Source organism: Micrococcaceae bacterium Sec5.7, assembly GCA_039636785.1.
In the GTDB taxonomy this organism is placed as follows: Bacteria; Actinomycetota; Actinomycetes; order Actinomycetales; family Micrococcaceae; genus Arthrobacter.
Genome location: CP144169.1, coordinates 3,738,454 through 3,753,128 on the forward strand (window position 1 = coordinate 3,738,454; position 14,675 = coordinate 3,753,128).

Genomic DNA, 14,675 nt, shown 5'->3' on the forward strand with positions numbered 1-14,675 from the left:
TGCACGTACCGGCGCCTAGCCCAGCAGCCTATGCTCGTATGCGAATGCCACAAGCTGGAGCCGGTTCCGGACGCCCAATTTGTCCAGAAGACTCCGCAGATGGGTTTTCACTGTGGCCTCGGAGACGAACATGCTCTCCGCCATGTCGCCGTTGCCAAGGCCCTTGGCCGCGAGCAGGAAAACGTCGCGTTCACGGGGTGAAAGTCCCTCCAGCACGGCAAGATCCGGTCCGGCGGCCGGAACGGTCCGGGCAGCGTGCTGGAAAAGCTCATGCACGGAACCGGGGGCAATAACCGAGTAGCCGAGGTAAACGGTCCGGATCGCAGCAAGCAGGAACTCCGGCTCTGCGCTCTTGAGCAGGTAGCCGCTGGCCCCTGCCTGCACGGCGTCCACCACTGCCTGGTCGCGGTTGAAGGTTGTCAGGGCGATGATCTTGGGCTTGTCCGTGCCGGCTGCGTCCGCGCATGCCGTGATCCTGCGCGTTGCCGAAACACCGTCAAGGCCGGGCATCCGCAGATCCATCAGCACAACGTCCGGCCGTTTCGCTTCCGCGAGTTCCACAGCCTGCTCGCCGTCGCCTGCTTCCCATGCGAGCCGCATATCGGCTTGGCTCTCAACCAGCATCCGGATGCCTGCACGGAATAGCGGCTGGTCGTCCACCAGCGCAACCGCAATGGGAGCGGTAGCGTCAGCCACGTCCCCCGGCCTCCTGCCCTGCGTTGGCTGCGGACGCCGATGGCGCTGCACCCTCGAGCGCGAGCGGCACTGTGGTTTCGGGAGACTCGTGAGAGAGGCCCACTTCTTGCAGCACCGGTTCCACATCATGCGGGGCCGGACACGCCCCGTAAGGGATGAACACGGTAACCCGGAACTGCTCGCCGTCGGGACCTGACGCGAGCCAGCCGCCTGCAAGGTGGGCGCGTTCGCGCATGCCCGGAATACCGCGGCCCACACGTGCGATGGGCCCGTCGTCATCACCGGCCGAAACCGTGGCCGGCCGGGCGGAGGCGGCATGCAGTGTCAGGCCGGGGCCGCTCCAGTCGAAGTGCAGCCGGACGGCAGTGCCGCGGCCGCCATGCTTGAGCGCATTGGTAAGGCATTCCTGGACGATCCGGAATACGGCGAGTTGCTGCCCGGCACCGAGCTCACCTGGGGTTCCGGTCTCGGTGTGCTGGACTTTCAGGCTGCCCTGCCTCATCCGCATTATCAATGGTTCCACGTCGCTGAGCCGGGGCTGTGGAGAAACCAGGCCGTCCTCCCGCACGCCTTCGATGACGCGCTGAGCATCAACTAAGGCGTGCCGTGCCGAGGCTGCAATGTTCTCCAGGGCCTCGAGCACAACTTTGGGCTGTTCCTGGCTGAGGTATCGGGATCCGTCCGCCTGCGCGGCGATCACGGCAAGGGAGTGGGCCAGGACGTCATGCAGGTCCCGCGATATCCGGGTGCGTTCCTGCTCGATCACCAGGTCCACTTCGGCTTCCTTTAGGCTGGCCTGCGCCAGGTTGCGCGCTTGGAAGAGGCCGCCGCGCTCCTGATAGAGGGCGAGTGCGAATCCGACGGCGGCGCAACCGGCCGCGATCAGGACGAGCATGAAGAACAGTCGCCAGCCGTATGTGTAAAACGTCCAGCGGTCGCCTGTAGGGGCCGACCCAAACCAGCCGACGCCCTGGCCATAACGCCACGACAGCATCATGAAAGTCATGAGGACGGTGAAAACAAGGTTGGCCCCAAGCGCGACGAACCGGATCCGCGGCCGGCCCACCCACATGATGAAGCCCATGGCAATGAACGCGCCGAGGTAGATGGCCCAGTGGTCGGACTCCACCGGCGGAATGATGGACATCAGCTGCCCACCCAGCAGTATCACGGTCAGCGCCAGCGAAATGTACGGCTTCCATGCAGCCACTGCGATGGCCAACGTGGTGATAATTAGCGGCCAGGTACCGGACCAATACGGTAGCCCGGGCCAAGGCCCCATCCTCCCGGCCTCGGCCACGCACCACAGTGAGAAGAAAATGACGGCCGCCGCGGGTGCACCCCAATGCCGTGCCAGATTCAGTTTCAGTTCCATGCCAGCCACACTATCCATGCCTGCTGCTCACGGTCCGCCGATTCGATCCGTTCGACACCGATCTCCACCCAGGAGCCAGCAGATTCATCCTTCAGGCTAGGCGGAAGCCGCCGACACCCACACCCCTATCACCCAGGTACTGGCGGCAAGGCAGGCGAGTCCGAACTCCACCAGCATCCCCAGTCCGGTGGCCTTCAGCGCAGCCCAGCTGGAGGTCAGGGCCGTCCTGAAGTTCCGGGTGCGCAGGAATTCGCTGAGCAGGAGCCCGGCAGCGAAGCCCACAAAGAGCCCCACCACCGGAATGATGAACATCCCCACCACGCCGAGCACCAGCCCCATCACCACGCTCCGGTTGGGGATCCTGTGCTCTTTCAGCTTGCGGCCGGTCAGCACCGCGCTGGCAGCCATGCCGGCCAGCACAAAGGCCAGACCGATGCCGAACACCACCCAGCCGATGGTTCCCGCCCCGCCCCAGATGCCCCACGCCAGCAGGCTGAGCCCGATCAGAACGCTGCCTGGAAGTACCGGAATGACGGTGCCGGCCACGCCCACCAGAATGGCCAGGCCGCAGAGGATTGTCACAACAGTCGGGGCGTACATGGCCCCCAGTCTACGGACCCAAATCCGGCAAACAGCGACGGCGGTGCCTCCCCGGCAAGGGGAGGCACCGCCGTCGTTATTTCAGCTGTTGCGTCGCTTGTCAGCAGGTGCGCTAGGAGGCGTCTTCGGCAATTACCGCGGCAGCCACGGCGGCCGTGACAGCCGGAGCCACTCGCGGATCCAGCGGGCTGGGCACGATGTAGTCCGCGGACAGGCCATCCTCGGCGAGCTTGGCGATGGCACGCGCGGCGGCAAGCTTCATTGCGGGCGTGATCCGGCGGGCACCGGCGTCAAGAGCGCCACGGAAGATGCCGGGGAAAGCCAGCACGTTGTTGATCTGGTTGGGGAAGTCGCTGCGGCCTGTGGCCACAACGGCGGCGTACTTGGCGGCCACCTCGGGCAGAACTTCGGGGTCCGGGTTGGAGAGCGCGAACACGATGGAGCTGTGGTTCATAAGCTTAAGGTGCTCCTCGGCAAGCTTGGACGAGGAGACCCCGATGAAGACGTCCGCCCCGAGCAGCGCTTCGCCGGGGCCGCCGCTGACGCCGCGGGGGTTGCTGCGCTGGGCCAGCTGGGCCTTTTTGCTGGCGGAATCGGCGGCTATGTCAGAGCGCTCGCTGTTGATGACACCGCGCGAATCCAGCAGCACCACGTCCTGGATGCCGGCGGTGAGGAGGATCTCGGCGACGGCGATGCCGGCGGCCCCCGCACCTGAGACCACCACGCGGAGGCCCTCGAGCTCGCGGCCGGTCACCTTGGCGGCGCCGGTGAGCGCTGCGAGGACCACCACTGCGGTGCCGTGCTGGTCATCGTGCATAACAGGGCAGTCCAGGGCCTCGATGAGCTTTTCTTCCAGCTCGAAGCAGCGCGGCGCCGAGACGTCCTCAAGGTTCACGGCGCCGAAGCTGGGGCGCAGCCGCACGAGGGTTTCCACAATCTCGTCCACATCCGTGGTGTTCAGGACCAACGGAATGGAATCCAGCTCCCCGAACGCCTTGAACAGGGCGGACTTACCCTCCATGACGGGCAGCGATGCGCTGGCACCGATGTTGCCGAGGCCCAGCACTGCGGTGCCATCGCTGACCACAACAACCAGGCGCTGCGCCCAGGTGAGGGTCTTGGCAAGTTCCGGATCGGCGTGGATGGCGCGGCTGACCTGGGCAACGCCCGGGGTGTACGCGATGGAAAGGTCCCGCTTGCTGGACAGCGGGACGGTGCTGGAAATCGAGAGTTTGCCGCCCTGATGGGCTGCGAAGATTTCCTGGTCCGTCAGCACCAGATCAGCCGGTGCTGCGGACGAATTGTCATGGGGGGCGATTGTTTCAGTGGACACGTCTTTGTCTCCTGGGGCTAGCCGTGGGCACACGGCGCATGAAGGCTCAAGCACATGGAGGCTCAAGATGGTCAGGTAGGGTGCTTCGCGGACGGCCCAGGGATGGCGGGTCCGTTGTGAAGTCCTGCAGGTACGGGTTGCTAGCCGCTCCGGTTCTGCAATGGTAGACAACAGAGCCACGGGCAGGTGCGGGTTAAACGATTCCCCTGAGGTTCCTGTGGCCCACATCACCGATCTAAGCGGATTTTTTCGGGAATTGGTCTAGACCAGTTACGTCGTGTTGTCGGCGGAGCCGAGGCGTCCCGGGCTGAAGCGTCCCGGGCTGGAGCGCTATCGCGGCGCCAGCAGCGAACAGGCCTTCTTCAAGTCCTCTTCCGCCTCGAAAAGCGAAAGCCGGCGGCAGCGGACGGACTGGACCAGACCGGTGACTGTCAGCAGGAGAACACGTGACCGGGCGTCGTCGCCGCTTGCCGTGGTGACCGTCCGTTCGGAGATCGAATCGATCTCGCGGAGAAGCCCGGTGGTGTCCCGGTCCTTGAGGTAGACGCCGTGGTTCAGGCATTGCTCCACAGCCGGCTGCATGACCCGCATGTGGAAGATTTCCATCAGCACACCGGCCAAGGCGTGGACCCGGAAGCGTCCGGCGGCGGGTCTGCTGCCCACCTGCAGTTCGCCCAGCTGGTGGCGGTACAGCGCCAGCATCAGGTGGGTGGAGGACGGAAAGTACCGGTAAAGGGTGCCAAGGGGAACATCGGCCTTCGCCGCCACCTCGGAGAGAGTTACGGAGTCCAATCCCTTGCGCGCAAAGCCCGCGGAAACATCCAGAATCCGGGCATAGCGCAGCTGCTGCCGCGGCATGGTGGGCGGTGCAGCCATGGGTGGAAGTTCTGAAGTGAATTGGGGCATCAGCATTCCGGACGTGGGTTTTTTGCAGCGGCCAGGAGCGTCCTCATCCCGCACGGCCTGCAATTCGATTCAACTATACGGCACGCAACTTTGACGTAATTCGTCCACTTGCTAGGGGGTGGAAGCGCACAGGCAGCGGAGCACCGCCGTCGTCATTTGTCTGCATTTCCTCAGTCAACCCCCTTGATTTTGACCACAAACACGGCACCCAGGAGACCAATCACGGCAGCGGCCACATACAGCGACACATAGCCGCCCCAGAGCGTGACAAATGGCCACGCGATGGCCGGCGCGATGACCTGCGGGAGCGAGTTGGCGATGTTGATAACGCCCAGGTCCTTGCCGCGGTCGTCAGCGCTCGGCAGCACCTGGGTGATGAGCGCAAAATCAACGGCAAGGTACGCGCCGAAGCCGATGCCAAGCACGCTGGCGCCCACAATGCCGCCGATCCAGGTGGGAGCGAACGCCAGAATGAGGGACGCGATGGCGATGATCACGGAGGACGCGATGACCAGCGGCTTCCGTTTCCCCATGCGGTCGCTGAGCCGGCCGCCGACAACGCTGGTGATGATCACGAATACGGCATACAGCCCGGTCAGGATGAGGACTCCGAACGCCGGCTCCATCCCCGTGGTTTCCTTCAGGTGCACCGCGTCCGCGAGAAAAAACAGCAGATACAGGGTGACCATGTGGTTGCCGATGTTGACCAGCAGCCGGGTGATCCAGGCCCAGGCAAAATCGGGGTGCCGCAGCGGGCGCACAAAACTGATCAGAAACCCGGCCCAGTTCAGCCCAGGCCGGGCGTCGGCCGGAAGGGGTGCGTCGTCGCTCTTGAAGAAGTACATCACCACGCCTGCGACCAGCGCCGCGGCACACACCAGATAACCGAGGGCAAAGTTTCCGCTGACGACGGCGGCAATCACCGCGCCGATCAGGATACCTACCGTCTGGCCCATGGCCGCCAGCCCACCCACGGTGGCCCTCTGAGGTACGGGAACACGGTCCGGAATTGCCGCTGTGATGGCGGCATAGGCGCCGTTGCAGCCGGCCTGCACCACGCACCAGAGGAGCGTCATGATGGCCACGTTCGGCGCCCCGGCCAGGCCGATGAGTGCTGCCGCGCCCAGGACAGCACCCGCCAGGACCCACGGCACGCGGCGGCCGAACCTGGAGGTGGTGCGGTCGCTGAAGGCACCGAAAAGCGGGTTGGCCACGAGTGAAACCGCAGCGCCCGCACCGGTGACGAGGGCCAGGATGGCTTCCTTCTGGCCCGGGTCAAAGTGCTCCGCCTGCTGGCCCAGGAGGACCTGGATGGGTCCGAAGAACGCGGCGTTGATGCCAACGTTCACGAGGACAACTCCGGTGGTCCAGAGCGGCCGGACGCTTGCGGTCGGTTCGGCGAGCGCCGTGGTGGAACGCGCCGCCATGGCCGCGGGATCAGGCACTGCGCCGGGTGTGTCGGACAGGCTCATGGCAGGCTCCCCTGGAACGGTTGATCGGTGTGATTTCAGACTATCGTGGGCATCACGGCCCCGCTTGTCACACGGCTGCCCAAGAATTCACCGACGAGGAGAATCAATGACCCGCTCCCCCGAGAACGTGCCCGTCAACACCGCAGACCTCTACGACGAACGCGGCGAGGAACTGGACTCGGTCTCGCTGCAGTTCCTGTCGCTGGGCGGCCACTCCCATTTCAGCGGTCCGGTGAGGACCATCCGCTGCCTTGAGGACAACGCCCTGGTGAAGTCCACCCTGGCCACGCCGGGCCATGGTGCCGTGCTGGTGGTGGACGGCGCCGGCTCGCTGCGCACGGCGCTCATGGGGGACATGATTGCCGAAAGCGCCGTGGCAAACGGCTGGGCCGGCGTCGTAATTAACGGCGCTATCCGGGACCGCGACGCCATTGCGAGACTGCCGCTCGGCGTCAAGGCTCTGGGCAGCAACCCGCGCAAAAGCGCCAAGGCGGGCGCCGGCGAGACTGATGTGGACCTGACCATCGACGGCGTGAATGTCCGTACCGGTGCAATGATCTGGTGTGATTCCGACGGAATCCTGGTGGAGCGCTGAGCACGACCCCACCACCACAGCTGCCGCCGCCGAGGTGAGACTTTGCGCCCATGTCGTGGGGGATCATGGGCGCGAAATCTCACTTCGGCGGCTTCTGCGGGAACAAAGCGGGAACTAACATAGTTACTGAAAGCAACTAACCTGGTTCGATCCAGTTCCATCCCTATTCTTCCCCTGGAGCAGTTATGTCCAAAGCCACCTCCGTGCGCGCCGCAGGAGAGGTCCTGACCCACCGCCAGACCGTCACCGTGATGGTGGGACTCATGCTCGGCATGTTCCTGTCATCGCTGGACCAGACCATCGTGTCCACCTCCATCTACACCATCGCCAACGACCTCGACGGGCTTTCCCTGCAGGCCTGGGCCACCACCGCCTACCTCATCACGTCCACCGTAAGCACCCCGCTGTACGGCAAGCTGAGCGACATCTTCGGACGCCGCCCGCTGTACCTCGCCGCCATCCTGATCTTCCTGGCCGGTTCGCTGTATGCGGGCTCGGTGCACTCCATGACGGAGCTGGCAATCGCCCGCGGCGTCCAGGGCCTCGGCGCCGGCGGTCTGCTGGCCCTCGCCCTGACCATCATCGGCGACATCGTTGCACTGAAGGACCGGGCCAAATACCAGGGCTACTTCATGTCCGTCTTCGGCATCTCCTCGGTGCTGGGCCCGGTAGTGGGCGGTGCCTTCGCCGGCTCGGCCAACATTCTGGGCTTCGACGGCTGGCGCTGGGTGTTCTTCATCAACCTGCCCATCGGCCTGGCCGCGCTGACAGTGGTGTTCCTTTATCTGCATCTGCCCGCCAAGCACGTGAAGCAGAAGATCGACTACTGGGGCGCCGCGGCCATCACGCTGGCCATTGTGCCGCTGCTGCTCGTGGCCGAACAGGGCCGAAGCTGGGGCTGGACCTCCGTTGATTCTTTCCTCTGCTACGGCCTGGGCATCGTGGGCATCGTCTGGTTCCTGCTGGCTGAAAGGCACGCCGGCGACTACGCGCTGATCCCGCTGCGTCTCTTCAAAAACATCACCTTCGGGCTGTCCTCGCTGCTGAATTTCATCATCGGCATCGGCATGTTCGGCGCCATCGCCATGCTCCCCATGTACCTCCAACTGGTCAAGGGCCTCACCCCCACCGAGGCCGGCCTGATGATGATCACCTTCACCGTGGGTATCCTCTTCGGCTCCATCACCGCCGGACGCACCATCTCGGCGTCGGGCACGTACCGCATCTTCCCCATCCTGGGCACGGGAATCCTGACGGCTTCCGCCGTCGTGATGGGCCTATCGCTGGGCGCGGACACCGGGCTCTGGGTTCCCGGCCTGGTCGCGGTGTTCTTCGGCCTGGGGCTGGGCTTCTGCATGCAGCCGCTCACCCTCGCCATGCAGGTCTCCGTGCCGCCGAAGGACATGGGCGTGGGCACGTCCTCCGCCGCATTCTTCCGCTCCATGGGCGGCGCCGTAGGCACGGCCGTGTTCATCTCCATGCTCTTCAGCCTGGCCGCGGACAGGATCGCCACCGGTATGAAGGACGTGCTGCAGAACGCGGACTACCTGGCGGTCCTGCGCGATCCTTCCGTGGCAGCTGATCCCGCCAACGCCAAGCTCTACGAGTTCTTCGAGAAGGGCGCCTCCAACGACTCCCTCAACGACACTTCCTGGCTGCACACCGCCAACAGCACCCTCACCCGGCCCATCACTGAAGGGTTTGCCCAGGCGGTGGACATCGTGATGCTCACGGCCGCTGTGCTCACGGGCATCGCGTTCCTGATCAGTTTCGCCCTGCCGAACAAGAAGCTCACGGATCCGAAGGCCGCCGCCCAGGAGTCCGTCCCGGCCCACTAGCTTTTCCGGCCGCTCGCCCCGCTGCGGGCTGCGCCCACCGCCGAGGTGAGACTTCGCGCCCAAGTTCTAGAGAAACATGGGCGCCAAGTCTCACCTCGCGGCCCAGCCGCGGGACTGCAGCGCCCGGCGGACCTTGTGGACGACGGCGGGACGCTCCCCTTTGAGGTCATCCTTGCACAACCGCACTTCCAACCACCCCAGCCGGTCCGTGGTGCCCGCTCTCCGGATGTCCCGCAGGTGCTGGCCTGGTTCACCATGATGGGCGCCGTCATACTGCAGGGACACCGAGTACTCCGGGTATGCCGCGTCAGGCCACAGTTCCGGTGCGCCGGCGCTTCCCCACACCACATGATTCAGCACCGGTTCCGGCAGGCCGGCCCGGACAATGGCAAGGCGCAGATGAGTCTCAGGCGGGGAATCGGCACCCACCCGGACCAGGCCAAGCGCCTCACGTGCTGTCCGGATGTTCCGGGCGCCGGGATGAGCGGCAAGGATCCCGCCCAGCGCCTGCACGGTGTCCCGCCACATTGGCCCGTTTCGGAATGCTCCCGCCCCGGGGGCGGGCCAGGTGGACCCGCCAGTCGTTTTCAGCCCAGGGCGGCAGGTGCGCACACCAGAGACGGGCCGCACTGAAGTGACACAGCACGCAGGAATCATCCAGCTCGGTGTACGCCCGCAGTGCGGTACTCCGGCGGCGTCGGAAGTGCCGACGGAAAAAGACCCGGAAGTCAGTGACAGGGGAAGCTCGAGTCGTCGTATTCCCTCATTGTGGCGAGATTCCGGGGAACGCATTTTGGCTATCCACAATTAGCCATTCACTTCTCCTCCACAGGCCGCACCTGCCGCCGAGGTGAGACTTCGCGCCCATGTCTTTTAGAATCACGGGCGGCAACTCTCACCTCGGCGGGAAATCACGACGGCGGGAGGCGCCGCCGTCGTCGTCCTCCTTTCCGTCACGCAACAGAGTGGATCGTCCGGGCGTGACGTGCCACACTGTTTAGCGCGTGCGCCGGCCAGCTGGCCGGTTTCCGACGACAACGTCCGCACCGCAAAACCGAACCCACACATCCCAGAGGGAGTCCCATGTCCACCGTCAAGGAGCAAACCACCGCCAAAATTCCCAAGCGGGTGATCTGGCTGGCACTCGCGGGGGCTGTGGGCGGCTTCCTCTTCGGCTTCGACTCCTCGGTGGTAAACGGTGCCGTTGATGCCATCAAGGAAGAATTCGCGCTCAGTGAAGCCGTCACCGGGTTCGCCGTGGCCGTTGCCCTCCTTGGCTGTGCCGCCGGCGCCTACATGGCCGGAAAAGCAGCCGACCGCTGGGGCCGAATCCCGGCAATGAAGATCGGCGCGCTCCTGTTCCTGGTCAGCGCCATCGGCACCTGCTTCTCCTTCGGGGTCTGGGACCTGATCTTCTGGCGCCTGGTGGGTGGCCTGGGAATCGGCCTGGCCTCGGTCATTGCGCCGGCCTACATTTCGGAGATTTCCCCGCGGCAGGTCCGCGGACGCCTGGCCTCCCTGCAACAGCTGGCCATCACCACCGGCATCTTTGCCGCGCTCCTTTCGGACGCACTGTTTGCCACTACGGCCGGCGGGGCTGACCAGGCACTGTGGTTGGGCATTGAAGCCTGGCGCTGGATGTTCCTGGCCGCGGCCGTTCCGGCTGTGGTGTACGGCTGGATCGCCTTCACCTTGCCCGAGTCCCCGCGCTTCCTGGTGTTCCAGGGCAAGGACGAGGAAGCCCGCAGAGTCTTCAACTCCATCGTGCCGGACGAGGACACCGACCGGCACATCCGCGAAATCCGGGATGCCATCCAGGAGGACAAGCTGGCCGGCCAGAAGGGCTCGCTCCGGGGCAGGACCTTCGGACTGCAGGCCGTGGTGTGGGTGGGCATCACGCTCTCGGTGCTGCAGCAGTTCGTTGGCATCAACGTGATTTTCTACTACTCCACCACGCTGTGGAAGGCTGTGGGCTTCGAGGAGAAGGACTCGCTCACCATCTCGGTGGCCACTGCGATTACCAACATCCTGGTGACACTTGTGGCCATCGCGCTGGTGGACCGGATCGGCAGGCGGCCCATTCTCCTGACCGGCTCCATCGGCATGGCAGCCTCGCTCGGCACCATGGCCCTGGCGTTCTCCTCCGCTGTGGGATCCGGCCCGGATATCTCGCTGCCCGGCGCCTGGGGGCCCGTGGCACTTGTGGCCGCCAACGTGTTTGTCATCAGCTTCGGTGCATCGTGGGGCCCGCTGGTATGGGTGCTCCTTGGCGAGATCTTCCCGTCAAGGATCCGTGCGCGCGCTCTGGGCCTGGCCGCAGCTGCCCAGTGGATCGCCAACTTCGCCATCACGCTGAGCTTCCCCGCCATGGCGTCAGCTTCTCTGCCCCTGACCTATGCCATGTACGCACTCTTCGCGGCGGCGTCGTTCTTCTTTGTGTTCTACAAGGTGCCGGAGACCAACGGCATGTCCCTGGAGCAGGCAGAAACACTGTTCGTCAAGAAGGGCTCCGCCAGGATCTAGACCGCCCCTCGGCCCCGAACAGCATCCCGGGCTGGAGCGCCGAGGTGCGACGACGGCGGCTCCGCTGCGGAAATCAGAGTTTGAGCTTCATGCCCTCATGGCTGGCCGCAAAGCCAAGCCGTTCGTAGAAGCGGTGGGCATCCACGCGGGACTTGTCCGTGGTGAGCTGCATCAGTGTGCAACCGCGGCTCCGCGACTCCCCGATGGCCCACTGCACCATGGCAGCGCCAACGCCCCGGCCCCTCAATGCGCCGGATACCCTGACGGCTTCGATCTGCGAGCGCCAGGATCCGCGGCGCGATAACCCTGGCAGGAAACTCAGCTGGAAAGTGGCCACCACGGAGCTGCCTCCCGCGCCTGCGGGTACCAGCTCGCCCACCAGCAGCAGGTGAGCCGGATCAGCGTCGATCGCCTCAAAGGCATCTGCGTACGGTGCGAGCTCCGAAAGATCCTCGCGCGCGGCGCCTAGCTGGTCATCAGCCAACAGCTGAAGGATCGCGGGCAGATCCGCGGAGTCCTCGCGAGTGGCGCCGAGCTGATCGTCGGCGAGAAGCCGGACGACGTCCGGTAGATCCGACCGCCGCGCGGGGCGCAGGCGGAACGTACCGCCGTCGACGTCGAAAGCCAGCAAGGGGGTCCGGGCACCAGAGTCTTGGGTCACCCGAAAAGCATGCCACAGTGTCCGGCTGGCCGTCGGTGGTTTGAGTGTCCGTGGCATTGCTCCGGAGAGGGTACGGTGGAAACGCTGATTTGTAACCGCCGTCACTCCGGAGGCGGACCTCACGAAGGATTCTATTGATGTCTGAGCAGACAACCACGGGGCAGAGAACTGCCTCCAGCCGGGACAGCGAACCCCACCTTGCACGTTCGCTGAGCAACCGGCACATCCAGCTTCTGGCGATCGGCGGCGCCATCGGCACCGGCCTGTTCATGGGCTCCGGCAAGACCATTTCGGTGGCCGGCCCGTCCGTGATTTTTGTGTACATGATCATCGGCTTCATGCTGTTCTTCGTGATGCGCGCCATGGGCCAGCTGCTGCTGTCCAACCTGAACTACAAGTCGTTCAGCGATTTCGCCGGCGACCTCCTGGGCCCCTGGGCCGGCTTCTTCACCGGCTGGACCTACTGGTTCTGCTGGGTGGTCACCGGTGTGGCGGACGTTATTGCCATTGCCGGCTACGCGAATGAACTCTGGCCGGGCATCCAGCTGTGGGTCCCGGGCATTGCGACCATTGTGATCCTGCTGTTGCTGAACCTGCCCACCGTCAAGGCATTCGGCGAAACCGAGTTCTGGTTCGCGCTGATCAAGATCGTTGCCATCGTGGCGCTCATTGCGGTCGGCCTGGTGATGATCTTCACGGGCTTCAAGTCCGAGGCCGGCGCCGCCGCGTTCAGCAACCTCTGGAGCCATGGCGGCTTCTTCCCCAAGGAATTCATGGGCTTTGTGGCCGGATTCCAGATCGCCGTCTTCGCGTTTGTTGGCATTGAACTGGTGGGTACGGCAGCCGCCGAGACCAAGAACCCGGAGCACAACCTGCCCCGCGCCATCAACGCCATTCCGCTGCGCGTCATGCTGTTCTACGTGGGCGCCCTCATCATCCTGATGGCCGTCACGCCGTGGACCGAGTTCAAGGCCGGCCACAGCCCGTTCATCGGGATGTTCTCGCTTGCCGGCCTCGGCATGGCAGCCATGGTGGTCAACCTGGTAGTGCTGACCTCGGCGATGTCCTCAGCCAACTCAGGCATCTACTCCACCTCGCGCATGGTATTCGGCCTGGCGAACGACGGCGATGCCCCCAAGGTCTTCGGCCGCCTGTCCAGCCGCAAGGTCCCGCAGAACGCCCTGTTCCTGTCCTGCGTGCTCTTGCTTGCCGGCATTGCCCTGATTTACGCGGGCAAGGACGTCGGGGTGGCGTTCGACATGGTCACCACCGTGTCCGCCGTCTGCTTCATGTTCGTGTGGAGCATCATCCTGGCCAGCTATCTGGTCTTCCGGAAGCGCCGCCCGGAGCTGCACAACGCGTCGACGTTCAAGATGCCCGGCGGCATTCCCATGGTCTGGGTGGTGTTTGCCTTCTTCGCGTTCCTCATCTGGGCACTGACTACGCAACCGGACACGCTCACGGCACTGCTGGTGACGCCCATCTGGTTCGCTGTGCTGGGCATTGCCTACGCAATCGTCCGCCGCACGCCGCTGCATCAGGCGCGCGTGGCGGAATGGAAGGCAATGGCCGACGCCGAAACGGCCTTGGTCAGCTAGGTTCCGGCTGTTTTCGCGGAGTGTCAAGAACCGGTGAAGCGGGGTTGTTGGCGCTCTAGGTTATTGACAGGGTTTATTGGCAGTTTGCCGTATCGATCCCGTATTGACGACGTTGCCCGGCGGGCTACGCCGCCGCACTTTGGCCGTCATCTGACGACTTACAGGCTGGAAGGCAGGGACCGGGCAGTTCGCCTGGTCCCTGCCATTTAATTATTCGCCCCGTCCCTGCCATTTAACAGTCAAATATTGCCCCGGCAACGCTCTTTGGAGGATTCCTACATTGTGGGCCCCTGTGGCCCTCGAGCAATGCGCGGCTGGACCGGCCGGGCTCAGGCGGCGACATTCGTGTCAAGAATGCCAGGGTTCTGGTCCAGGCGTCGGCCGTAGCGCCGGCGTTGTACGTCCAGTCGTTGGTGTCGTTGAAGAAAGCGTGTCCGGTCCCGGGGTACACGACAGCGTTGAAATCCACACCGGCGGCGGTCATCCGGGCTTCCAGCTCCGGCAGCTTGTCTGTGAGGGCTTTGTCGTTCTCGCCATAGAAGGCGAGGACGGGGCAGCTGATGTTGCGGAGCTTTTCGTCGGAGAAATCGGCGTGTCCGTAGAACGGTATGGCGGCCCGCAGCCGGGGTTCCTGCGTTGCCAACGAGAAGCTATAGGTTCCGCCGAAGCAGAAGCCAGCGACCGCCACTCGCCCGGCGACGGCCGGAATGCCGTTGAGGTGGTCGAAGCAGGCCTGGACGGCCGCGTTGGTCCGTGCCGCGAAGTCAGGTGCATGGAGCGGCGCCATGACTTCCCGGAGCTTCGGCTGGGCTTTGCTGCGCTGCTGCGGATCGAAAAGAGACGCCTGAAGTTCCTTGGCAAGTTCGGGAGTCATGGCCGTATCCGCCAACAGGTTCGGCGCCAGAACCAGGTAACCCTCTGCCGCGAACCGGTCAGCGACGTCCCTGGTGTGGTCCACGAGGCCCCACACTTCATGGATCACGATCAGGGCTCCCCTGGGCCGGCCCGCGGGTTCGCTGACATAGGCCTGAACGGGGGTTTCGGCGTTTCCGATCGTCATCATGTTTCCCATGCATCC

The 14,675-nt window shown here is 64.6% G+C and carries 13 protein-coding genes; 4 read left to right on the top strand and 9 right to left on the bottom strand.

The window, feature by feature from the left end; translation table 11 throughout:
• Window positions 1-15: 15 nt before the first annotated feature.
• The 6 genes from V3C33_17875 to V3C33_17900 all read right to left on the bottom strand — a co-directional run bounded on the left by V3C33_17875 (window position 16) and on the right by V3C33_17900 (window position 6,382).
• The gene (locus V3C33_17875; GenBank protein XAS67281.1) at window positions 16-696 is read right to left on the bottom strand and encodes a response regulator transcription factor; all 681 of its coding nucleotides are present in this window, start codon (window positions 694-696) and stop codon (window positions 16-18) included.
• The gene (locus V3C33_17880; GenBank protein XAS67282.1) at window positions 689-2,071 is read right to left on the bottom strand and encodes a histidine kinase; all 1,383 of its coding nucleotides are present in this window, start codon (window positions 2,069-2,071) and stop codon (window positions 689-691) included. Before V3C33_17880 ends, V3C33_17875 begins: the two co-directional genes overlap by 8 nt.
• Window positions 2,072-2,167: 96 nt before the next feature.
• On the bottom strand, window positions 2,168-2,671 hold the full coding sequence (locus V3C33_17885) for a DUF456 domain-containing protein (protein XAS67283.1): 504 nt from the start codon (window positions 2,669-2,671) through the stop codon (window positions 2,168-2,170).
• A 112-nt stretch (window positions 2,672-2,783) separates the two neighbouring features.
• The gene (locus V3C33_17890; GenBank protein ID XAS67284.1) at window positions 2,784-4,004 is read right to left on the bottom strand and encodes a malic enzyme-like NAD(P)-binding protein; all 1,221 of its coding nucleotides are present in this window, start codon (window positions 4,002-4,004) and stop codon (window positions 2,784-2,786) included.
• Between the two features lie 330 nt (window positions 4,005-4,334).
• The gene (locus V3C33_17895) at window positions 4,335-4,880 is read right to left on the bottom strand and encodes a TetR/AcrR family transcriptional regulator (GenBank protein ID XAS67285.1); all 546 of its coding nucleotides are present in this window, start codon (window positions 4,878-4,880) and stop codon (window positions 4,335-4,337) included.
• Between the two features lie 200 nt (window positions 4,881-5,080).
• Entirely contained in the window at window positions 5,081-6,382 is a 1,302-nt protein-coding gene (locus V3C33_17900; GenBank protein ID XAS67286.1) for an MFS transporter, read from the bottom strand.
• A gap of 106 nt (window positions 6,383-6,488) precedes the next feature.
• On the opposite strand from V3C33_17900, the gene rraA reads away from it, so the two are divergent.
• A complete protein-coding gene (rraA, locus tag V3C33_17905; protein ID XAS67287.1) occupies window positions 6,489-6,977 on the top strand; it encodes a ribonuclease E activity regulator RraA in 489 nt (162 codons plus the stop codon).
• Between the two features lie 185 nt (window positions 6,978-7,162).
• A complete protein-coding gene (locus V3C33_17910) occupies window positions 7,163-8,815 on the top strand; it encodes an MDR family MFS transporter (GenBank protein XAS67288.1) in 1,653 nt (550 codons plus the stop codon).
• A gap of 90 nt (window positions 8,816-8,905) precedes the next feature.
• On the opposite strand, the gene V3C33_17915 is transcribed toward V3C33_17910, so the two are convergent.
• Window positions 8,906-9,343, bottom strand: coding sequence for a hypothetical protein (locus tag V3C33_17915; protein XAS67289.1), 438 nt, complete (start codon window positions 9,341-9,343; stop codon window positions 8,906-8,908).
• Window positions 9,344-9,898: 555 nt separating this feature from the next.
• On the opposite strand from V3C33_17915, the gene V3C33_17920 reads away from it, so the two are divergent.
• Window positions 9,899-11,338, top strand: a complete 1,440-nt coding sequence (locus tag V3C33_17920; protein XAS67290.1) for a sugar porter family MFS transporter — start codon at window positions 9,899-9,901, stop codon at window positions 11,336-11,338.
• Window positions 11,339-11,411: 73 nt separating this feature from the next.
• Here the strand turns inward: V3C33_17920 and V3C33_17925 are convergent, their stop codons facing one another.
• Window positions 11,412-11,969, bottom strand: coding sequence for a GNAT family N-acetyltransferase (locus V3C33_17925; GenBank protein XAS69784.1), 558 nt, complete (start codon window positions 11,967-11,969; stop codon window positions 11,412-11,414).
• 167 nt (window positions 11,970-12,136) lie between these two features.
• Between V3C33_17925 and V3C33_17930 the strand changes: the two genes are divergently transcribed.
• Window positions 12,137-13,597, top strand: coding sequence for an amino acid permease (locus V3C33_17930; protein XAS67291.1), 1,461 nt, complete (start codon window positions 12,137-12,139; stop codon window positions 13,595-13,597).
• Window positions 13,598-13,829: 232 nt separating this feature from the next.
• On the opposite strand, the gene V3C33_17935 is transcribed toward V3C33_17930, so the two are convergent.
• On the bottom strand, window positions 13,830-14,657 hold the full coding sequence (locus tag V3C33_17935; GenBank protein ID XAS67292.1) for a dienelactone hydrolase family protein: 828 nt from the start codon (window positions 14,655-14,657) through the stop codon (window positions 13,830-13,832).
• Between the last annotated feature and the right edge of the window lie 18 nt (window positions 14,658-14,675).